The sequence below is a fragment of the Mesorhizobium sp. B2-8-3 genome, from assembly GCF_006440815.1.
Taxonomy (GTDB): Bacteria; Pseudomonadota; Alphaproteobacteria; order Rhizobiales; family Rhizobiaceae; genus Mesorhizobium.
Window position 1 is genome coordinate 1 of the sequence record NZ_VFTW01000018.1, and the last position, 21,478, is coordinate 21,478.

18 protein-coding genes and 1 pseudogene are annotated in these 21,478 nt (G+C 64.2%); 11 read left to right on the forward strand and 8 right to left on the reverse strand.

All coding sequences use genetic code 11. From position 1 onward, the window contains the following. The 4 genes and pseudogenes from FJ418_RS22615 to FJ418_RS22630 form a co-directional block, all read right to left on the reverse strand. A pseudogene (locus FJ418_RS22615) lies at positions 1-3,006 on the reverse strand (calcium-binding protein); the annotation flags it as partial. A 98-nt stretch (positions 3,007-3,104) separates the two neighbouring features. Then, positions 3,105-3,560, reverse strand: a complete 456-nt coding sequence (locus tag FJ418_RS22620) for a hypothetical protein (protein ID WP_140869383.1) — start codon at positions 3,558-3,560, stop codon at positions 3,105-3,107. Positions 3,561-3,752: 192 nt separating this feature from the next. After that, positions 3,753-4,172: an AraC family transcriptional regulator gene (locus FJ418_RS22625; protein ID WP_226891934.1), complete on the reverse strand. Its 420-nt coding sequence runs from the start codon at positions 4,170-4,172 to the stop codon at positions 3,753-3,755. Positions 4,173-4,568: 396 nt separating this feature from the next. Beyond that, positions 4,569-6,089, reverse strand: coding sequence for a helicase HerA-like C-terminal domain-containing protein (locus FJ418_RS22630; protein ID WP_140783342.1), 1,521 nt, complete (start codon positions 6,087-6,089; stop codon positions 4,569-4,571). A 232-nt stretch (positions 6,090-6,321) separates the two neighbouring features. On the opposite strand from FJ418_RS22630, the gene FJ418_RS22635 reads away from it, so the two are divergent. The 4 genes from FJ418_RS22635 to FJ418_RS22650 all read left to right on the forward strand — a co-directional run bounded on the left by FJ418_RS22635 (position 6,322) and on the right by FJ418_RS22650 (position 10,564). Further along, the gene (locus FJ418_RS22635) at positions 6,322-7,764 is read left to right on the forward strand and encodes a methylmalonyl-CoA mutase subunit beta (RefSeq protein ID WP_140783343.1); all 1,443 of its coding nucleotides are present in this window, start codon (positions 6,322-6,324) and stop codon (positions 7,762-7,764) included. Next, positions 7,761-9,884, forward strand: a complete 2,124-nt coding sequence (scpA, locus tag FJ418_RS22640; RefSeq protein WP_140869386.1) for a methylmalonyl-CoA mutase — start codon at positions 7,761-7,763, stop codon at positions 9,882-9,884. The genes FJ418_RS22635 and scpA overlap by 4 nt, the downstream gene beginning before the upstream one ends. A gap of 72 nt (positions 9,885-9,956) precedes the next feature. Next, positions 9,957-10,178 (forward strand): AbrB/MazE/SpoVT family DNA-binding domain-containing protein, encoded by a 222-nt coding sequence (locus tag FJ418_RS22645; RefSeq protein WP_140643466.1) that lies wholly within the window; start codon positions 9,957-9,959, stop codon positions 10,176-10,178. Then, entirely contained in the window at positions 10,175-10,564 is a 390-nt protein-coding gene (locus FJ418_RS22650) for a type II toxin-antitoxin system death-on-curing family toxin (protein ID WP_140869389.1), read from the forward strand. Before FJ418_RS22645 ends, FJ418_RS22650 begins: the two co-directional genes overlap by 4 nt. Here the strand turns inward: FJ418_RS22650 and greA are convergent. Further along, positions 10,561-11,043 carry a transcription elongation factor GreA gene (gene greA, locus FJ418_RS22655; protein ID WP_140869392.1) on the reverse strand — a complete coding sequence of 161 codons (483 nt, stop codon included), beginning with the start codon at positions 11,041-11,043 and terminating at the stop codon, positions 10,561-10,563. The genes FJ418_RS22650 and greA overlap by 4 nt on opposite strands. 106 nt (positions 11,044-11,149) lie before the next feature. Here greA and FJ418_RS22660 point away from each other — a divergent pair, with 106 nt between their 5' ends. Then, the gene (locus FJ418_RS22660; RefSeq protein ID WP_140869395.1) at positions 11,150-12,526 is read left to right on the forward strand and encodes a TIGR03808 family TAT-translocated repetitive protein; all 1,377 of its coding nucleotides are present in this window, start codon (positions 11,150-11,152) and stop codon (positions 12,524-12,526) included. On the opposite strand, the gene FJ418_RS22665 is transcribed toward FJ418_RS22660, so the two are convergent. Beyond that, positions 12,523-13,335 carry a methyltransferase domain-containing protein gene (locus FJ418_RS22665; protein WP_140869572.1) on the reverse strand — a complete coding sequence of 271 codons (813 nt, stop codon included), beginning with the start codon at positions 13,333-13,335 and terminating at the stop codon, positions 12,523-12,525. The two genes, FJ418_RS22660 and FJ418_RS22665, sit on opposite strands and share 4 nt — an antisense overlap. 183 nt (positions 13,336-13,518) lie before the next feature. Between FJ418_RS22665 and FJ418_RS22670 the strand changes: the two genes are divergently transcribed. Together FJ418_RS22670 and FJ418_RS22675 are read left to right on the forward strand one after the other, a co-directional pair. Next, a complete protein-coding gene (locus FJ418_RS22670) occupies positions 13,519-13,800 on the forward strand; it encodes a DUF1778 domain-containing protein (RefSeq protein ID WP_140783347.1) in 282 nt (93 codons plus the stop codon). Next, positions 13,800-14,279 carry a GNAT family N-acetyltransferase gene (locus FJ418_RS22675; protein ID WP_140869398.1) on the forward strand — a complete coding sequence of 160 codons (480 nt, stop codon included), beginning with the start codon at positions 13,800-13,802 and terminating at the stop codon, positions 14,277-14,279. The genes FJ418_RS22670 and FJ418_RS22675 overlap by 1 nt, the downstream gene beginning before the upstream one ends. Here FJ418_RS22675 and FJ418_RS22680 read toward each other — a convergent pair. Beyond that, on the reverse strand, positions 14,272-15,276 hold the full coding sequence (locus FJ418_RS22680; protein WP_140869401.1) for an asparaginase: 1,005 nt from the start codon (positions 15,274-15,276) through the stop codon (positions 14,272-14,274). The two genes, FJ418_RS22675 and FJ418_RS22680, sit on opposite strands and share 8 nt — an antisense overlap. A gap of 53 nt (positions 15,277-15,329) precedes the next feature. Continuing rightward, positions 15,330-16,496: an acetyl-CoA acetyltransferase gene (locus FJ418_RS22685; protein WP_140869404.1), complete on the reverse strand. Its 1,167-nt coding sequence runs from the start codon at positions 16,494-16,496 to the stop codon at positions 15,330-15,332. A 189-nt stretch (positions 16,497-16,685) separates the two neighbouring features. On the opposite strand from FJ418_RS22685, the gene betI reads away from it, so the two are divergent. The 4 genes from betI to betA are packed head-to-tail and all read left to right on the forward strand — an operon-like array spanning position 16,686 to position 21,445. Next, positions 16,686-17,276 carry a transcriptional regulator BetI gene (gene betI / locus FJ418_RS22690; protein WP_140643450.1) on the forward strand — a complete coding sequence of 197 codons (591 nt, stop codon included), beginning with the start codon at positions 16,686-16,688 and terminating at the stop codon, positions 17,274-17,276. Next, the gene (gene betC / locus FJ418_RS22695; RefSeq protein WP_140869407.1) at positions 17,273-18,802 is read left to right on the forward strand and encodes a choline-sulfatase; all 1,530 of its coding nucleotides are present in this window, start codon (positions 17,273-17,275) and stop codon (positions 18,800-18,802) included. The genes betI and betC overlap by 4 nt, the downstream gene beginning before the upstream one ends. Then, positions 18,799-19,800, forward strand: coding sequence for a threonine/serine dehydratase (locus tag FJ418_RS22700; RefSeq protein ID WP_181167054.1), 1,002 nt, complete (start codon positions 18,799-18,801; stop codon positions 19,798-19,800). Before betC ends, FJ418_RS22700 begins: the two co-directional genes overlap by 4 nt. Next, entirely contained in the window at positions 19,793-21,445 is a 1,653-nt protein-coding gene (gene betA, locus FJ418_RS22705; RefSeq protein ID WP_140869410.1) for a choline dehydrogenase, read from the forward strand. The genes FJ418_RS22700 and betA overlap by 8 nt, the downstream gene beginning before the upstream one ends. Positions 21,446-21,478 lie beyond the last annotated feature (33 nt).

Genomic DNA, 21,478 nt, shown 5'->3' on the forward strand with positions numbered 1-21,478 from the left:
CGTGTAGGCAGTCGAGGTGTCGCCGGCAAAATTGTTGATGGTGTTGCCGAGCGTGGTGATGTCGGCAGTGTTGGCGGCGATGTCGGCAGTGTTGGCCGCGATATCGGTCGTGTTCTGCGTCACCTGCTGGTTGGTCGCGAACAGCTGCGAGCCGTTGACCGCGTCGGTCGAGGAGTTGCTCAACCGCCCGGCCGCGACGTTCTGGATCTGGCGCTCCGCGCCCACCGAGCCGACCGAGAATGCGCCGGCCGGCGTTCCGCCAGCGAAGGTGTAGTTGACGCCGCCGATCGTCGTGCCTCCGACATTGGTCGTAGCGCCCGATACCGAATTCAAGCCGATAGCCACGTCGCCGGCGTTGTTCGCGATGGCATTCGGGCCAATCGCGACGGAGTCCGTCCCCAGCGCCTGAGAATCGGCGAGCGTCGAATTGGCGTGGAAATACTTGATGCCGGCACCGGTGTTGATGTTGGTGATCGTGTTGCCGAGATTGGTGATGTCGGCGGTGTTGGCCGCGATATCAGTTGTGTTCTGCGTCACTTGTTGGTTTGTCGCGAACAGCTGCGAGCCGTTGACCGCGTCGGTCGAGGAGTTGCTCAACCGCCCGGCCGCAACGTTCTGGATCTGGCGTTCAGCACCAACCGAGCCGACCGAGAACGCGCCGGCCGGCGTTCCGCCGGCGAAGTTATAGTTCACACCGCCGATCGTCGTGCCGCCGACCACGGTCGTGGTGCCGGATACGGAGTTCAGGCCGATTGCCACGTCGCCCGCATTGTTGGCGACGGCATTCGGGCCGATCGCGACCGAATCCGTCCCCAGAGCCTGGGAATCGGGCAGCGTCGAATTGGCGTGGAAATACTTGATGCCGGCACCGGTGTTGATGTTGGTGATCGTATTCCCGATGTTGGCGATATCGGTCGTGTTCTGCGTCACCTGCTGATTGGTGGCGAAAAGCTGCGAACCGTTGATGGCGTCGGTCGAGGCGTTGCTGAGCCGGCCCGCGGCGAGATTGGTGAGGGTCCGCTCCGCGCCTGGAGCGCCGATGCTGACGGTCGAGGAAGGCGTCGTGCCGGCGAAACTGTAGGCCGTCCCGCCGATCGTCGTGCCGCTGGTGCCGACGGCAGCGACGGTCACCGAGCCGGAGCCCAAGGCCACGTCGCCGGATTTCGCCGCCGCGGTCGCACCGTCGCCGAGCGCGACATTGCCGGCGAGACCGGCGGCACCCGCGGTGGAGCCGTTGCCCAGCGCCACGGAGCCCTGCCCAATCGCCTTGTTGTTGTTGCCGATCGCGACCGCGCCGGCGGCCTGGTTAGCGGCGGTGGCGCTTGCCGTGCCGTCGCTGTTGGCGATGTTGTTGGCGCCGCCGGTGAAGGCGCCGGTGCCGCTGGCATAGCTTGGGTCGCCGATGGAGACTGCGCCGTTGCCATAGGCAGTGTTGTTCGCGCCGATGGAGACTGCCTGGCCGCCAGTCGCCACCGCGTTGGTGCCCATAGCGACCGCATTGGCGGAATCGGCGTTGGCATTGTTACCGACGGCGATGGCGCTCTGCGCCGACGCATTGGCGCCGATGCCGAGTGCGGTACTGGCGATTCCGCTGGCGTTGGCACTGACGCCGCCAGCGAGAGAATTGTCTCCTGTCGCATTCGCTCCAGACCCGAATGAGGAGGCGTTTGTTCCACTGGCGAGGGCCTGACGCCCTACGGCGATGGAATTGGCGCCGCTGGCGACGGACGACCAGCCTCCGGCGAACGCAAAAGTGTTGCTTGCGGTGGAACTGACGCCGACCGCGGTGGAGTTGCTTCCCGAAGCAACGGAGAGGGTGCCGAGAGCGCTGGCGCCGGCTAAGGTGGCACTGGCCTGAACGCCGAGCGCGACCGAATTGACGCCGCTCGAGATCGTGCCTTGGCCTAGCGCCATCGCGCCGCCGGTGCCCGAGGCCGCCGCGTTCAGGCCGATAGCCACGGCGTATTGTGCCGATGCACTGGCGTTGCTTCCCATCGCAACAGCGTCGGCCTGGGATGCTTTCGCCGCAGTGCCGAATGCGACGGCAGAAGCGCCTGAAGAGACCGAGTTGGTGCCGATCGCGATGCTGTTGGGTAGCGCCGTGTTGGCCTGAAGGCCGGCCTGCGCTCCCAAGCCGAGTGCGATGGACTGGTTGCCCCAGGCGCTGGCCGTGTTACCCATCGCCGTGGCGCTCGTTCCCGTTGCCTTGGTCAGTATGCCTATGGCAACGGTGTTTTGCTGAGATGCCGTCACATCCGTGCCAAGGGCGATGGCGCCCTGCGCAGTAGCGCCCGCTCCCGCAAGAGTGCGCCCGCCGATATTGATGGAGTTGATCTGCGAAGCGACCGCCTGGAAGCCGATGGCGACGGCATTCTGGTTGCTTGCGATGGCGCTGTTACCTTGGGCAATCGAATCCACGCCGGATGCTGTTGCCCCGAACCCGAGCGCGGTGGCGCGCAGCCCGGTCGCGCGGGTAACAGTGCCGATCGCCGTGGAGTTCACTCCGTCGGCACGCGCATTATTGCCAAAGGCGGCCGCGCTTGTGGTTGCAACCGAATTGACGCCAACAGCGCTTGCTCCGTCCCCGTTGGCCTTGGCGTTCCCGCCCACGGCGAGGGCATTGACGCCGGTTGCGCCTGCGAAGACACCTATGCCTATGGAATTGAGGCCATTGACACCCATCGCATAGCCGATGGCAATCGTGCCGTCGCCCGTTGCACTGTTGGAGCTGCCCAACGCCACGCTGTTATTGCCATTCGTCGCGGCGCCGTTACCGATGGCGACGGCGTTGCCGCCGGTCGCCGAACCGCCGCCCGCGGCATATTGCGCCAGCGCCGGCGTGGCGAGGCCGAGCGCGGCGATTCCCGCCAGGCCGCCGAGCATGCTGGCCGGGCTCATGCCGCAGGCCAGAGCCGAACGCGCGTTGCCGCCGCTGCCCAGTGTTCCCAGACCCATATTCTTGCGACCGAGGCCAAGCACCCGATGCGCCATGCGCAATACCGCCATCAGGCGGCGCCGGAGCGAGCGGCTGTCGCCGGCGCTGGAAATCCAATTGCCTGCAAATCGGGCCGATCCGCGCTGACTGATACGTTCCTGCCTGAAGTTCATTGCGAGAATGCCTCCTTTGGTGGGTCGCGCTCGATCACGGCAGGTTCCGCCGATCCTGCCGCCAAAGCGTGTCTGCTCGAAAATGGGATGACGATATCGGCGCTGCGCACCAGCAGCGCATGGCCCTGTTTTTCACCGATCGCCTCGACGCGATCGAGCGTGTTTTCAAGCCAGGCGTCACCATCCTCGGGGACAGCCTTGAGCGCCGCCGCAACCCGCTCCGTTGGGATCAGCCGCTCGAGATAGGACCGCACCGCCGCCAGATGGACGGCAGGCGCGTCATGCGCGTGAACGACAGCCGTGAGGCCATAAAGATAATGGGCCAGCAGCATGTCCTGCTTGGCGAGGGGCACGCCATTTCCATAGCGCTTCTCAAGCGTCCGCGATGCCGACTCCAGCCAGTAACCGATCTCCTCGGAAAGGCTCCGGCGAATCGCCGTCTCGTCGCTCATGTCCCCTCGGCCAGCTTAGAATCCGAATACCGGATTTGCTGCAAAAAGACACGTTTTCAGGGGCTTCGTATTCCAATAAATTGCTGTTTATCTGAAAATATACCGCAGGTTTTCTGGAGGTTAACAGTAAATTACTTTAGCCGAATCTTTATAAGAGATCCGCTTAATTTCCATACTGCTAAATTAGTTTCCCTATCCGGACCGCGACCGAACATGCCTTGCCCGCACCTGCTGTGGGGTGGCGTCGCGATATTTCTTCATCGTGGTGGTGAGGTGGCTCTGGCTCGAGAAGCCGCTCAGATAGGCGATGTCCGTGATCGAGACGCGCCTGTCGGCCAGCAGCTTCTCGGCAAAGTCAAGGCGAAGGGTAAGAACATATTGATGCGGCGTCATGCCGAACGTCTTGGAGAAAGCACGGGCGAAGTGGTAGGGGGACAGCCCGCACACAGCCGCCATCTCGGCGAGCGAAAGCTTGCGCGAAAAGTTCTCGCTCAAGAATTGCTGCATGAGGCGAGTGTGGCCGAACGACAGCCCGCCTTTCGCGTTTAGCAGTGGCCGCCTTTCAGCAGGAATTTCCGAATACCAAGCTGGCAGATCGTCATCGCGCCGCAACTCGGACTCCTGATGCTCAGCCCTCCGCGGCCTTTGCCCAACCTTAGAGGGCGCTTTCGGTTCCCTTGCCACAATAATTCGTGATCGCACGTGCTGTCGGCGCTATCGAGTTTGCCCCCCGGCAACAGCACGTCAAAGGCCATGATTTGGCGCGTCCGGTATTTCATGAAATTGCGGTTCCGCCGGGAAAAATTCCCTTGCGGAAAGTTTCAGCTGCCACTGATGCGGCTCACCCGTCGACGGGTAAGATTTGATCGTCGGGAGGTAACGCGGACAGCCTTCCGGGGTGGCGCATTTCCGTGACGGGTTCGCCCGACGGCAAGCGGGTCCTCGCCTGACATCAAAGGTTGCGGGGCGTGATTCGCGTCGCGCTCCGCTCGGTGCCGCCTCTTCGCTTCAGCGGCCTCGCGCAAGGCTTCCCAAAATCCCGCGTACGATGGCGCGGCCGACGGAGGAGCCGACCGAGCGCACCACCGACTTGATGGCGGCTTCGGCCACGGTCTGGCGGCTGGAGGACCGCCGGTTGCCTGTTCCCAAAACATCGTCGAAACCGGGAATGGTCCAGCGCGAGCCGCCGCTGTTCCGCTGCTTTGCCGCCTCGGCGTCCTGCGCCTCCTTGGTCTTCTTCTGCAGGATTTCGAAAGCCGATTCGCGATCGACGGTCTCGTCGTACTGGCCGGCGACCGGGCTCTCGGCGATGATCTTGCGGCGCTCGTCGGGCGTGATCGGTCCAAGCCGGGATGACGGCGGCCGGATCAGCGTGCGCTGGACCATGGCCGGCACGCCCTTGTCCTCCAGCATCGAGACCAGCGCCTCGCCGGTGGCGAGCTGGGTGATGGCGGTGGCGCAATCGAAATCGGGGTTGGGCCGGAAGGTCTCGGCGGCCGTGCGCACCGCCTGCTGCTCGCGCGGCGTATAGGCGCGCAGCGCATGCTGGACGCGGTTGCCGAGCTGGGCCAGCACTTTTTCGGGAATATCCAGCGGGTTCTGGGTGACGAAATAGACGCCGACGCCCTTGGAGCGGATCAGCCGCACCACCTGCTCGACACGGTCGATCAGCACCTTCGGCGCGTCCTCGAACAAAAGATGCGCCTCGTCGAAGAAGAACACCAGCTTCGGCCGGTCGAGATCGCCGACCTCGGGCAGTTCCTCGAACAGTTCCGACATCAGCCACAGCAGGAAGGTGGCGTAGAGTCTTGGGTTCATCATCAGCTTGTCGGCGGCCAGAACGCTGATCGCGCCGCGGCCGTCGCGCGTCGTGCGCATGATGTCGGCGATGCGCAGCGCCGGCTCGCCGAAGAAGTTCGCGGCACCTTGGCTCTCCAGCACCAGCAGCGTGCGCTGGATGGCGCCGACGGAGGGTTTGGTGACATTGCCGTATCGGGCGCTGAGCTGGTCGGCGCGGTCGGCCATGTTGGCGAGCAGCGCCTGCAGGTCCTTGAGATCGAGCAGCAGCAGGCCTTCCTCGTCGGCGATGCGGAAGGCGATGTTCATGACGCCTTCCTGCGCCTCCGTGAGGTTCATGAGCCGCGACAAAAGCAGCGGCCCCATCTCGGAAATGGTGGCGCGGATCGGGTGGCCCTGCTCGCCGAACAGATCCCAGAAGATGACCGGGAATTCCTGGAACTGGTAGGGATCGAGCTTCACTTGCTCGGCGCGCTTGACCAGGAAATCCTTGGCCTCGCCCATCATGGATATGCCGGAAAGGTCGCCCTTGATGTCGGCGCAGAAGACAGGCACGCCGGCATTGGAAAAGCCCTCGGCCAGGATCTGCAGGCTGACCGTCTTGCCGGTGCCCGTGGCTCCGGTGACAAGGCCGTGGCGGTTGCCGTAGCGCAGCAGCAGCTCCTCCGCGCGCTGATAGGAATCGTCGGGCTTGCGGCTGGCGCCGATGAAGATGCTGGTCTCGTCAACCATATCCTGTCTCCGCAATCTGTTCCGCTCAAAGGCCTCATTCGGAGGTATAGTAACGCTCGTCACATGCGGCAATGCCCAGCATCGATTTTGGGGCGCAGCGAATTCGGCCTTTGGCGCTTGCGGATTCCGCGCATGTTTGGCAATCGATTGGCCGGATGACGCATTGTGATATCCGGTTCCTGACCTTAGATTGGCTGGACCCGGCTGATGCGGCCGAGAAGCGAGGAGAGCGATGGGCGCCGGCGCCTTGACCAGGGATGTCGACCTTCCGAACCCGGACGCCAAGCGTTGGCAGGCGCTGGCGGAAAAGGCGCTTGCCGGCGGTTCCTTCGAGGAAAAGCTCGTCTCCCGCACCGATGACGGCATCCGCATCGAGCCGCTCAGACAACGCTCGACGACCGCCGAGCCATTGCCGCGTACAAATCCGACCGCGCGCTGGATCGTCAGCCAGCGGGTCGACGACCCGGATATTGCCCGGGCCAGCGCGCAAGCCCTGGAAGACATCGCCCAAGGCGCCAGCGGCCTGTCGCTGGTCTTCGAGGGCGCGCCGAATGCCTTCGGCTATGGCCTGCCGCGCACCGCGGAAGCGTTGGAACGGGTGCTCGACGGCGTGCCGCTCAACCGCGTGCAGGTGCGCATCGACGCGCATCCCTGGAGCCGCGCCGTGGCCGACTGGCTGCTCGCTTTCCTGAGCCGCCGCCGCTCCGATCCGGCCAAGCTCAACCTTTCCTTCGGCATCGACCCGGCGGCGATCTTCGCCGGCACCGGGCGGCTGCGCACCTCGATCGAGGCGCTGCAGGAATCGATGCCGCAGTCGCTGGCGCATTTCTTCTCGATGGGCGTGCCGGGCGTGCTGCTCGAGGCCGACGGCCGTGTCTTCCACAATGCCGGCGCCACCGAGGCGCAGGAGCTCGGCACGATGATGGCTTCCGTGGTGTCCTATCTCAGGATGTTCGAGAAGGCGCGCCAGCCACTGGTCTATGCGGCGCCCTATATCGGCTTCGCGCTCAGCGTCGACCAGGACCAGTTCCTGTCGATGGCCAAGGTGCGGGCGTTGCGCACGCTCTGGGCGCGCATCCAGGAAGCCTGCTCGATCCCGGCCTCGACCGCCAGCATCCATGCCGAGACCTCCTATCGCATGATGACGATGGCCGACCCGGAAACCAATATTTTGCGCACGGCGATCGCGGCCTTCGCGGCGGCAACCGGCGGCGCCGATTCGATCTCGATCCTGCCGCACACGATCGCGCATGGGCTGCCGGCCGGCTTTGCCCGCCGCGTTGCCCGCAACGCCCAACTGATCATGGCCGAGGAGAGCCATATCGGCCACGTCGTCGACCCGGCCAGCGGCTCGGGCGCGGTCGAAGCGCTGACCGACGATCTCTGCGCCGCGGCCTGGGAAGAATTCCAGCGCATCGAGGCCGAGGGCGGCGTGCTTGCCAGCCTGCAGCAGGGCTATATCCAAAATCGCGTTCAGACGGCCGCGGCCAAGCGCAACGGCGCCTACCGGTCGGGCGAACGCGGCATTGTCGGCACGACGCTTTACCGCGTCGGCGCGGAGCGCCCGGTCGAGACGCTGCCGCAAGAGCGGCGTCCAGCGCTGACGGAGGGCGTCGCGACCTGCGAGCCGCTGTTTCCGGTGCGCATCGATCAGTCGATCGGAGCCGGGTCATGATCCCGGATTTCAGCCAGATCGGCTGGTCGGCGCCGCGTCGCGCGCCGGTCGAGCTCAAAGGCCAGCGGATGACGCCGGAAGGCATCGCCGTGAAGCATCTTTACGGCCAAGGCGACCTCAAGGTGCTCGCCAATCTAGACACGTATCCGGGCATGCCGCCCTTCGTGCGCGGCCCCTACCCCACCATGTATGTCCAGCAGCCCTGGACGATCCGGCAGTATGCCGGGTTCTCGACGGCGGAGGAATCCAACGCCTTCTACCGGCGCAACCTCGCCGCGGGCCAGAAAGGCCTGTCGGTGGCCTTCGATCTCGCCACGCATCGTGGTTATGACAGCGACCATCCGCGCGTCGCCGGCGATGTCGGCATGGCGGGTGTGGCGATCGATTCCATCCTCGACATGCGCCAGCTCTTCGACGGCATTCCGCTCAATGAAATGACGGTGTCGATGACCATGAACGGCGCGGTGCTGCCGATCATGGCGCTGTACATCGTGGCGGCGGAGGAACAAGGCGTCGCGCAGAAGGATCTCGCCGGAACCATTCAGAACGACATTCTGAAGGAGTTCATGGTCCGCAACACCTACATCTATCCGCCGAAACCTTCGATGCGGATCGTGTCGGACATTTTTGCCTACACCTCCAGGCATATGCCGAAATTCAACTCGATTTCGATCTCCGGCTATCACATGCAGGAGGCCGGCGCGACGGCCGACCTCGAGCTTGCCTATACGATCGCCGACGGCATCGAGTATGCGCGCGCCGGCGTTGCGGGCGGTCTCGACATCGACCGTTTCGCGCCGCGCCTCTCCTTCTTCTGGGCGATCGGCATGAACTTCTTCATGGAGGTCGCCAAGCTCAGGGCCGCGCGGCTGCTGTGGTCGAGCCTGATGAAGAAGAATTTTGCGCCGAAGGACGAGCGTTCGCTGTCGTTGCGCGCCCATTGCCAGACCTCGGGCTGGTCGCTGACGGCGCAGGATCCTTACAACAACATCACCCGCACCATGATCGAGGCGATGGCGGCGACGCAGGGGCATACCCAATCACTGCACACCAATTCCTTCGACGAGGCGATGGCGCTGCCGACCGATCATTCGGCGCGGATCGCCCGCAACACGCAGCTCATCCTGCAGAAGGAATCCGGCACCACGCGCATGATCGATCCATGGGGCGGCTCGGCTTATGTCGAGCGGCTGACGCATGATCTGGCGGCGCGCGCGCTGGCCCATATCGAGGAGGTCGAAAGCCTCGGCGGCATGGCGGCGGCGATCGAGCAAGGCATTCCTAAGCTGCGCATCGAGGAAGCGGCGGCACGCACCCAGGCGCGCATCGATTCCGGCGAGCAAATTCTGGTCGGCGTCAACGCGCACCGGCCCCAGACCGACATCGAAGTCGATGTGCTGAAGATCGACAATGCCGAGGTGAAAGCCAGACAATTGGCGAAGCTGCAGCGGCTCAAAGGCACGCGCGACGTCGCGGCGCTGGAGGATGCGCTGGCAGCGCTGACCCGTGCCGCCGAGGGCGGCGAGAACCTGCTTGAGTTCGCGATCCGCGCCGCGCGCGCCAACGCCACCGTGGGTGAGATCTCGCTGGCGCTGGAAAAAGTATTCGGCCGCCACACGGCGGCGGTGCAGACGATCTCCGGCGTCTATCGCGAGGCGCTCGGCGACAACCCGGCGCTCGAGCGGCTGCAGGAGAAGATCGAGGCGTTCGAGAAGAAATCCGGCGGCAAGCCGCGCATCCTGGTCGCCAAGATGGGCCAGGACGGCCACGATCGCGGCCAAAAGGTGATCGCCAGCGCCTTCGCCGATCTGGGCTTCGACGTCACCGTCGGGCCGATGTTCCAGACGCCGGATGAGATCGCCAAGCTGGCGGCGCGGCACGATGTCGACATCATCGGCGCGTCGTCGCTCGCGGCCGGGCACCTGACGCTGATCCCCGAGCTCAAGGAAGCGCTGAGGAAGCTCGGCCATGCCGACATGCTGATCGTCGCCGGCGGCGTCATCCCGCCGCAGGATTATGACGCGGTGCTGGCGGCAGGCGCGGCGGAAATCTTCCCGCCGGGGACCGTCATCCCGGAAGCGGCCAACCGGCTGATGGATCGATTGTTGGCTGAGGGTTAACCTCGTTATAATTCCAGTTGCAACATAAGTCACTTGACGTTATAATTATCGTTGCAACAGGATAATTCCGTCATGAACACCACCATTCGCAAGATCGGCAATTCCGAAGGCGTGATTCTGCCGAAGGAGCTTCTTGACCGCCTGAACATGAAGGCGGGTGACCAGCTTCAGATCGTTGAAACGGACAAGGGCATTGCCCTTGAGCCCGTGGACGACAGCTTCGAGCGGCAAATGGAAGCCGCCCGCAAGGTCATGGACAAATACAAAGTCGCGCTTCAGAAGCTTGCGGAATGAGCTGGCAGTTTCTGTCGCGTCGCGCAGTCGAAGCGATGCATGCCGAGCAATTGCGTCGGCACGGCGGTGCACAGGGTTTGAGGGACGAGAACGCCCTTGAATCCGCGCTAGCCCGCGCCGAGAACAAGGCCAACTATGGTGACCCGTCTATCGAGGATCTGGCTGCAGCCTACGTCTTCGGCATCGCGAGGAACCATGCGTTCGTTGATGGTAACAAGCGCACGGCCATGGTTGCAGCCGGCGCGTTCCTGATGATCAACGGTTACGACCTCATGGCGGACAATGGCACGATCTACGAATTCGTCATGGGTGTCGCCGCAGGTGAGATCGATGAGGCTGGGGCGGCAGCCTTCTTCCGCGACCATGTCGTGAAGTTCGCAGACTAATTCTCGGCCTTGTCCGAGAGCTTGACGATCTCCCATTCCTTACCGTTGACCTTGACGACCTCGCCGACCTTCTTGCCGAACAGGGCCACGGCCATCGGCGAGACATGGGAAATGCTACCCTTTGACGGGTCGGCTTCGTCTTCGCCGACGATGCGCCAATGCACCTTCTTGCCGTCGTCGCCTTCCAGCGTGACGCCCATGCCGAAGCGCACCACTATGCTGCCGGGCTCCGGCACCGAAAGCTCGGCGTTCTCGCGCCGCGCGGTCCAATAGCGCAGGTCGCGGGAAACCACCGCGATGCGCTCGCGGTCGCCCTTCCTCTCCGCCTTGCCCAGTATGTCGCGCAGCTCGGCGAGGTTGTCCTCGATCATCGCAAGGCCGCGCTCCGTCACCAGATTGCGGTGCGTGCTGACCGGCCGTTCGCCGACGCCGGCAATGGCGTTCTCGCTGTCTTCTTCGCGCGTGAAAGCTCTGCTCATACAATGAACTTAGGCTTGGCGAGGCGACTGCACAAGCGGTTTGCCGATAAGGTCACCCTGGCACGATTCCTGCGACAGACAGGGCGAAACGCCAGGACCTGTGCCGATGTTGAACAGACGAACGCTGCTTGCCCGGACCGCCGGCTTCGCCGTCGCCGGCGTCTTCGCCGGCAAAGCATTGGCGAAATCGCTGCCCGGCATCGAAATGGCCGCTATGCGCGGCTCGATCAACGCCACGGAGATCGGCGTGCAGCCCGGCGCGGTCGACGACCAGAGCAAGGTCTTCGCCAAGATGCTGGCCGAGGCCAGCGACCGCGACCAGCCGGTATTCCTGCCGCCCGGCACCTATCTCGTCTCGAACCTAAAGCTGCCCGCACGCGTGCGACTGTCGGGCGTGCCCGGCGCGACGCGCATCGTCTATGGCGGCAACGGCCATCTGATGATGGCCGAACAGGCCGAGCATATCGAGTTCAGCGGGCTGGTGCTGGACGGCGCCAACCGCTGGCTGGCCGACTACACGCAGGGCCTGCTCGATTTGCGCCGCGTCGGCCATCTCGTCATCGACAATTGCCAGGTGACCGGCAGCGGCAAGAACGGATTGGCCCTCGAGCATGCCGTCGGCCGCATCGGCCGCTGCGATATTTCTGGCGCCGCGGACGCCGGTATCTATTCGGTCGAGGCCGGGGGTCTGGAGATTTCGGGCAATAGCGTTTCGGACTGCGCCAGTGGCGGTATCCTGGTGCATCGCTGGCAGGCGGCGGAGGACGGCACCATCGTCAGCGGCAATCGTGTCCAGCGGATTGGCGCGCGCAGCGGCGGCACCGGCCAGAACGGCAACGGCATCAATGCTTTCCGCGCCGGCAATGTGATCATCTCGGGCAACGTCGTCTCCGATTGCGCCTTCACCGCGGTGCGCGCCAACAGCTCGAGCAATCTGCAGATCACCGGCAACACCTGCTCGCGCTCGGGCGAGACTGGGATCTATTCGGAATTCTCCTTCGAAGGCGCGATCCTCAGCAACAATCTGGTCGACGGCGCCGCCAACGGTATCTCGATCGTCAATTTCAACGAAGGCGGGCGGATGGCGGTTTGCTCGAACAACATCGTGCGCAACCTCTCAACCACCGGTCCATACACCGCCGACCCGCCCGGCTTCGGCGTCGGCATCAGCGCCGAGGCCGATACCACGGTCTCCGGCAATGTCGTCGAGAACGCGCCGCTCTACGGCATGCAGCTCGGCTGGGGCCCTTATCTGCGCAATGTCGTGGCAAGCGGAAACATCATCCGCCAGGCCGGCACCGGCATCGTCGTTTCCGTCGTCGAAGGTTCCGGCAGCGCCGTCATCTCGGACAATGTCATCGACGGCGCGCAGAACGGCGCCATCATCGGCCAGCGCTGGGCCGATCCGGTGACCGGCGATCTATCCCAGTCAACCGACACCGGCTACGCACATCTCACGGTCGAGCGCAACAAGGTGAGCTAGGCCGCGGCGATGATAATGTGTGCCTGGATTTTTGCGACAACCTCGCCGCTGCCATGTCTGTGGGCGATCGCGGATTCGGCGTAGTCGGTCGCGGATGCCAACCGTCCTGCCTCCCTCGCTTCGATCTCGTTGCGAAGCAGGGTTCCTTGACAATAGGCGACGGCGGGAACGCGCGCCGAGGATGCGCGGCTCTGCTCGGCCCTCGTGTCGATCGCCACATCGGAGAAGCCGGCGGTCTCCAGATCGCTGCGGATCAGCGCCTTGTCGTGGTAACCATGCGGCGTGCGCGCCAGGAAACGCGGCGGATCGTGCGGAAAAATCCTCGCCAGAGCATTCGTCACGTCGTCCGCGAATACATTCTCCTCGATGCGATCCCAGACGCTGAAGAGGAAATGCCCGCCCGGCTTCAGAACCCGCTTCGCCTCACGATAGGCGGCGGCGCGGTCGGGAAAGAACATCGCGCCAAACTGACAACAGACGAGGTCGAAAGCAGCGTCGTCGAAAGGCAGCTTCAGGGCATCCGCCTGGCGCCATGTGATGCGGCTGTCGGGCCCCTGGCGCGAAGCGGCGTAGTCGAGCATCGGCTGGTTGAGGTCTGTTACGGTGTAGCTGGCGCCGGGAGAAAGCTGTGGCGCCAGCGAGCGGGTGACGGCCCCGGTTCCCGCGGCCGTCTCCAAAACGGCCAAGGGTGAGAAGGACACGGCCCGTCGTGCGGTCTCGGCGGCATAGGCCTCGAAAATCAGCGGCACCATATGGCGATCGTAGTTTTCCGGGATCGAGCCGGCAAATACCTTGTCCGCTTCCAGCATGCTCATCACCCAACGCCCGTTCAATGGTGGAGGGAGACTAGCAAAAAACGAACTTGCTGTTCCGTTTTGTCGTAGACCAGCGTTTTTCCGGCTCGTCAGCGACCTAAATCCGGGTAACCCATAAATTTAGATACACATTGTGTATGCAAATTGCTATATCGGTAAAGGTAAGGATCCATCGCCATGGCCACCAAAGACCACAACACCCACGCCAAGCCCGTCAATCTGCGCATCCGCGAGGATGTCCGTATCTTGATCGACCGTGCCGCGAAGATACGCGGGAAGACCCGCTCCGACTTCATGATCGACGCCGCTTACCGCGCCGCAGAAGACACGCTGCTCGACCAGACCCTCGTCAAGGTCGATGCCGAGAGCTATCAGCATTATCTCGATATCCTCGACCAGCCACCGAGCGGCGAAGGATTTGCCCGCCTGATGAATGCGCCCAAGCCCTGGCGGGACTGATGCTTTCGGCGCCGGTGCTTCTTGCCGATAGTCACGAACTCGACTTCTTTCAAAGCGGAACCGACAGCCTGGATCAATGGCTCCGACGGCGGGCGCGTGCCAATCAAGTCAGCGGTGCGTCCAGAACCTATGTGATTGCAGAAGGCACGCGCGTCGTCGGTTACTATTGCCTTTCATCAGGCGGACTCGACCTTGTGGATGCGCCCGGTTCGATCCGGCGCAATATGTCCGATCCCGTGCCTATGGCTGTGCTCGGCCGTTTGGCTGTCGACGCAAGTTGGCAGGGAAAAGGTCTGGGTGTCGCTCTGCTGCAGGACGCGGTGTTGCGGACCGGTCAAGCGGCAGCCATTCTTGGCATTCGCGGTCTCTTGGTTCATGCCATATCGGATGAAGCCAAGGCGTTTTATGAGCAGTATGGCTTCCAGGCTTCCCCAAAAAATCCGATGACTTTGGTGCTGTCGCTGAGGACGGCTAGTTGAGCGCCGCCGTCGGCCGCAGCATGCCGACGTTGGCGCCAATACGGCTTTCGACCGGAGGATGGGCGAGCTCGGTGAGCCTTGCCGCAGCCGCTTCATCGCCGCGCAGCAGCTTCGCCAGCACCGCGGCGATCATCGCCTCCGCCGCCCTGCCCGCGCCGTCATCGCATTTCAAGGCGATACCGAGGCCAAGTTCGGGCAGTGCCGCGCAATAAACGCCTTCGGCGCCAGTCTTGACGAAGATGCGGCCCGGTGCTGCCTGCATCAGCGCGACATCGGCCTTGCCGGTGCCGGCGACGAGGAACGGCTCGGCCATGCAAGCCGAGACCAGCCGCTTCGCCGCCTTGGCGCGTTCGGGCGAAAAGCCCTTGCCTGTCGACATGCGGGCAAAGCCCAGCGCAAAACTCTTCAACGGTACGGCGTAGGTCGGGATCGAGCAGCCGTCGGTGCCGCAATGGTCGACATCATGCGCCGCGCCCGTCACGGATTGCATGGCGTCGCGCACCATCTCCTGCAGCGCATGGCCGGCCTTGACGTAGCCGCCATGCGCAATGCCGGAATGGACGCAGGTGCAGAGGAAGCCGGAATGCTTGCCGGAGCAATTGTTGTGCAAAGCGTTGGGCACGCCGCCGGCGCGGGCGAGCGCGATGGTGGCGTCGTGGCTCGAGGGCCAATGCGCGCCGCATTCCAGCGCCCTCCTGTCGAGCCCGGCCCTGGCGAGCATCGCCGTTGCCAGCTCGACATGGGCCGGCTCGCCCGAATGCGAGGCGCAGGCCAGCGCCAGTTCGCGGTCGCCGAAGCCATAGGCGTCGGCAGCGCCCGATTCGACCAGCGGCAATGCCTGGATCGCCTTCACCGCGGAGCGCGGGAACACCGGACGTTCCGTGTCGCCGATCTCCCAGACGGCCTTGCCGTCGGCGTCGAAGATCGAAACCGCGCCGCGGTGCCTGCTTTCGACCACCGCGCCGCGCGTGACTTCGACCAGAACCGGATTTGTCATGTTGCCTCCCGCACGCGCACCCAAGGGGTGCGCCGCTTCAATGCGGGCCGCTTCTAGCGAATCCTGTCGAGAATGGAAACGTAGTTGGCGACCGCCGCGCCGCCCATGTTGAAGATGCCGCCGAGCTTGGCGCCCGGCACCTGGATGCCGCCGGCCTCGCCCATCAACTGCATCGCGGTCAGCACATGCATCGACACGCCGGTGGCGCCGATCGGATGGCCCTTGGCTTTCAGGCCGCCGGAGGGATTGACCGGAAGGCGGCCGTCCTTCGCCGTCGAGCCGTCCAACGCCAGCCTGGCGCCCTCGCCTGGCTTTGCCAGGCCCATCGCCTCATATTCGATCAATTCGGCGATGGTGAAGCAGTCATGCGTCTCGACGAAGGAGAGGTCGTCGAGCGTGACCCCGGCCTTTTTCAGCGCCTGCTCCCAGGCACGCTCGCAGCCCTCGAAGGAGAGAATGTCGCGCTTGGACATCGGCAGGAAGTCCTGGACATGCTCGTTGACGCGGAAGGTCACGGCGCGGCGCATCTTCAGCGCCGTCGCGGTGTCGGTGAGCACAAGTGCGGCCGCGCCGTCCGAAACCAGCGAGCAATCGGTACGCTTCAGCGGACCGGCGACGAAGGGGTTCTTCTCGCTTTCCTGGCGGCAGAACTCATAGCCGAAATCCTTGCGCATCTGGGCGTAAGGGTTTTCGACGCCGTTTTTGTGGTTCTTGGCGGCGATCATGGCCAGCGCATCCGACTGATCGCCGTAGCGCTGGAAATAGGCCTGCGCGATCTTGCCGAAGACGCCGGCGAAGCCGGCAGGCGTCTCGCCGTCTTCAGGCAGATAGGATGCCTTGAGCAGGTTCTTGCCGATCTCGGGACCGGGCGTGGTCGTCATCTGCTCGGCGCCGACCACCAGCACGATGCGGGCGGCGTTGGCGTCGATGGCGCGGATGCCTTGCCGGACGGCGGCCGAGCCGGTGGCGCAGGCGTTCTCGACGCGCGTCGCCGGCTTGAAGCGCAGGCGGTCATCGGCCTGCAGCACGAGGCTTGCGGTAAAATCCTGCGGCGAGAAGCCGGCGTTGAAGTGGCCAAGGACGATCTCGTCGACATCGTCCGGACCAATGCCGGCGTGGTCGAGGGCCTCGACGGCAACCTTGGTGATCAGGCCCTCCAGCGTCTCGCCTTCGAGCTTGCCGAAGCGCGAATGCGCCCAGCCGACGATGCATGCGGTCATGGCAACCTCCATTTGCGCCGCAACCTAGCACGATCGCGCGCGGCACGTGATTCAATATTGTTCAACAATGAACCGTTTTCCAGCCCCATGCCATGGTCCAGAACGACACGATCGGTTGATCCCAGCGCCAGTTTTTTATTGATTGATGCGTCAATAAAAAATAATCTCGGCTCGAACCGGATCCCCAAAATGCCGAAAATCGGAATGGAGCCCGTGCGCCGCAAGGCGCTGATCGACGCGACGATCTCGGCGATCGGCGAGCGCGGATCGCTGGACGTGACCATGTCGGAGATCGCCGGCCGCGCCGGCGTGTCGTCGGCGCTGGCGCATCACTATTTCGGCGCCAAGGACGAGCTGCTGTTCGCGACGATGCGGCACATCCTTGCCGAGCTCAACGCGGACACAAGGCGCGCGTTCGGCCTTGCGGTGACGCCGCGCCAGCGCGTCTTGGCCGTCGTCGCCGTCAGCTTTTCCGACGACCAGTTCCAGCCTCAGATCATAGCCGCCTGGCTCGCCTTTTATGTCGAGGCGCAGAAGTCCTCCGACCTGCGGCGGCTACTGCGCATCTATGCGCGGCGGCTGCATTCGAACCTGATGAGCGGGCTGACCGGCATCCTGCCTCGGGCCGAGGCCGACCGCGTGGCGGAAGCGACCGCGGCGCTGATCGACGGGCTCTACATCCGCCGCGCGCTGAAGGACGGTGTGCCGGATGCGCAGACCGCGATCGCGCTCGTGGAAGACTACCTCGAAACCAAGCTCAACGGACGGAGCCTGCCTTGACCACCCGGCGACCCAATTTCCTGATCGTCATGGTCGATCAGCTCAACGGCACTCTCTTCCCGGACGGCCCCGCGGATTTCCTGCATGCGCCGCATCTGAAGGCGCTGGCCGCGCGCTCGGCGCGCTTCGCCAACAATTACACCGCCTCGCCGCTCTGCGCCCCGGGCCGCGCCTCGTTCATGAGCGGGCAACTGCCGTCGCGCACCCAGGTCTATGACAACGCCGCCGAGTTCGCCTCCTCGATCCCGACCTACGCGCATCATTTGCGCAGCGCCGGCTATCACACGGTGCTCTCCGGCAAGATGCATTTCGTCGGACCGGACCAGTTGCACGGGTTCGAGGAGCGGCTCACCACCGACATCTACCCGGCCGATTTCGGCTGGACACCGGACTACCGCAAGCCCGGCGAGCGCATCGACTGGTGGTACCACAATCTGGGTTCGGTGACTGGCGCCGGCGTCGCCGAGATCACCAACCAGATGGAATATGACGATGAGGTCGCGTTCCACGCGACGCAAAAACTCTATGAGTTTGCCCGTGTTTCCGACGACGCCGGACGTCGCCCCTGGTGCCTGACCATTTCCTTCACCCATCCGCACGACCCCTATGTCGCGCGGCGCAAGTACTGGGACCTTTACGAGGATTGCCCGGCGCTGGAGCCGGAGGTGGGTTTCATTCCCTATGACAGCCAGGACCCGCATTCCAAGCGGCTCTACAAGGCCTCCGACTACGACAGTTTCGACATCACGCCGGAGCAGGTGCGCCGCTCGCGGCGCGGCTATTTCGCCAACATCTCCTATCTCGACGACAAGGTCGGCGACTTGCTGTCGGTGCTGGAGCGCACCCGTATGGCCGACGACACAATCGTGATGTTCTGCTCCGACCATGGCGACATGCTGGGCGAGCGCGGCTTGTGGTTCAAGATGTGCTTCTATGAAGGCGCGGCGCGAGTGCCCTTGATGATGGCCGGCAAGGGCATCAAGGCCGGGCTGATCGAGGCGCCTGTCTCCAATCTCGACGTGACGCCGACGCTCTGCGACCTCGCCGGCGTCGATATGAGCGGGATCGCGCCTTGGACGGACGGCCAGTCGCTGCTGCCGCTTGCCGGCGGCGAGCAGCGCTCGGCGCTGGTGCTGATGGAATATGCGGCCGAAGGCTCCTCCGCACCTATGGTGGCGATCCGCGAGGGCAAATACAAATTCGTCCATTGCGAGCTCGATCCGCCGCAACTCTTCGACCTCGATGCCGATCCGCGCGAGCTCGACAATCTCGCGACCAATCCGGCCTACGCCGATCTGGTCTCGACCTTCATGGAAAAGGTCCGTGGCCGCTGGGATATGGCAAGCTTCGACGCCGCCGTGCGCGAAAGCCAGGCGCGCCGCTGGGTCGTCTACCCGGCGCTGCGCAACGGCGCTTACTACCCGTGGGAGTTCCAGCCGCTGCAGAAGGCATCGGAACGCTACATGCGCAATCACATGAACCTCGACAATCTCGAAGAGAGCAAACGGTATCCGAGAGGCGAATGATGGCAGACGTTCTCATCCCTACCCTCGATCATCTGAAGCAGGCTTACGCCGTCACCTCGACGGCCACGCAGGTGACGCCGCTTTTGGAGTCGGCGGCTTTGGCCAAGGAGACCGGCGCCGCGCGCGTCTTCGTCAAACCGGAGTCGCTGCAATGGGCCGGCTCCTTCAAGGTGCGCGGCGCCTACTGGCGGCTGAACCGGCTTTCACCGGATGAAGCGAGGAAAGGCGTGGTGGCGTATTCCTCCGGCAATTTCGCGCAGGGGCTGGCGGCCGCCGGCCAGGCGCTGGGCATTCCGGTCACCATCGTCATGCCGATCGACGCGCCGGCCGCCAAGCGTGACGCGACAGCCGGTTATGGCGCGCGCGTGGTGCTGACCGATCATGGCGACCGCGCCCGCGAGGAGGTCGCGGCCGCCAAGGCGCGCGAGATCGCTCAGACCGAGCACCTCACCTTGCTGCATCCCTTCGACGATCCGGAGATCGTCGCGGGTCAGGCCGGCGCCGGGCTGGAAGCGCTCGACCAGTTGACAGCGAAGAAGACGCGAGCAGACCTGGTGTTCTGCTCGGTCGGCGGCGGCCTGATCGGCGGCGTTTCGCTCGCCTTCCACTATGTATCGCCCGGTACCGAGATCATCGCGGTCGAGCCGGAGGGTTTCAACGGCATGGGCTCGTCGCTCGCGCATGGCGCTATCGAGACGATGCCGATCGGGCCGAAATCGATCTGCGACGGGCTGATGGCGCGCAAGCCCGGCGACGCGCCCTTCGCGGCGGTGAGCGCCGCCGGCGTGCGCGGCGTCACCGTCGACGACGCCTCGGTGCGGCGTGCGATGAAGATCGCCTTCGAGCGGATGAAGCTGGTACTGGAGCCATCGGGCGCGGCATCGCTGGCGGCGCTGCTCGGCGGCAAGGTGGATGTGAAGGGCAAGACTGTCCTCGTGGTTGCAACCGGCGGCAATGTCTCGCTCGCCGACTTTTTGGCGCATATGAACAATGCTTGAAGCGGATTTCGTTATCATCGGCTCCGGCTCCGCCGGCTCGGCCATGGCCTACCGGCTGTCGGAAGACGGCAAGCACTCGGTGATCGTCATCGAGTTCGGCGGCACCGATATGGGGCCGCTAATCCAGATGCCGTCGGCGCTGTCGATCCCGCTCAATATGAGCCTGTACGACTGGGGTTTCGCCAGCGAACCGGAGCCGCATCTCGGCGGGCGCGTGCTCGCCACGCCGCGCGGCAAGGTGCTCGGCGGTTCCTCCTCGATCAACGGCATGGTCTATGTGCGTGGACATGCGCATGACTTCGACCACTGGGCCGAACAGGGTGCTGCCGGCTGGGCCTTCGCCGACGTGCTCCCCTATTTCAAGCGCATGGAGGATTCCGACGGCGGCGAGGATGGCTGGCGGGGCAAAAGCGGACCGCTGCATGTGCAGCGCGGCACGCGGAAAAATCCGCTCTACGGCGCCTTCATCGAGGCCGGCCGCCAAGCCGGTTTCGAGCTCACCGACGACTATAACGGCTCGAAGCAGGAAGGCTTCGGACCGATGGAGCAGACCATTCTTGGCGGCCGCCGCTGGTCGGCGGCGAACGCCTATCTGAAGCCGGCTCTCAAACGCAGGAATGTGAGTCTGATCAAAGGCTTCGCCCGACGCGTGGTGATCGAGAATCAACGCGCGATCGGCGTCGAGATCGAAGCCAACAAACAGATTCAGGTCGTTAAGGCGCGGCGTGAGGTGATCGTCGCGGCATCGTCGGTCAATTCGCCGAAGATCCTGATGCTGTCCGGCATCGGCCCGGGCGCGCATCTCAAGGAAAACGGCGTCCAGGTGATTGCCGACCGGCCGGGCGTCGGCGCAAATCTGCAGGATCATCTGGAACTCTACATCCAGCAGGAATCGACCAAGCCGATCACGCTGAACTCGGTGCTCAATCCTTTCTCCAAGGCATTGATCGGCGCGCAGTGGCTGTTCTTCAAGACCGGGCTTGGCGCCACCAACCATTTCGAGGCGGCGGCCTTCGTGCGCTCGCAAGCCGGTGTGGACTACCCGGACATCCAATACCACTTCATCCCGGCGGCGGTGCGCTATGACGGCAAGTCGGCGGCGAAGTCGCATGGCTTCCAGGCGCACGTCGGGCCGATGCGCTCGAAGTCGCGCGGTTCGGTGAGCCTGCGCTCGCCAGATCCGAAGACGAAGCCGGTGATCCGCTTCAACTATATGTCGCATCCGGACGACTGGAGCGAGTTCCGCCACTGCGTCCGGCTGACGCGCGAGATTTTTGGCCAGAAAGCCTTCGACGGCTTTCGCGGCAAGGAGATTTCGCCGGGCAGCCATGTGCAATCGGATGACGAACTCGACGCCTTCATCCGCGACCATGCCGAGAGCGCCTATCATCCCTGCGGCACCTGCAGGATGGGCCGCGCCGACGATCTGACCGCCGTCGTCGATCCCGAATGCCGGGTAATCGGCGTCGAGGGGCTGCGCGTCGCCGACTCCTCGATTTTTCCGCGGGTGACAAACGGCAATCTCAACGCGCCATCGATCATGACCGGCGAAAAGGCCTCCGACCACATCCTCGGCCGCACGCCGCTGGCGCCATCCAACCAGGAACCGTGGATCAATCCACGCTGGCAGGTGGCGGACCGATAGGGCATTGTCGGGCAGACCGCCCGCTCGGCGAAC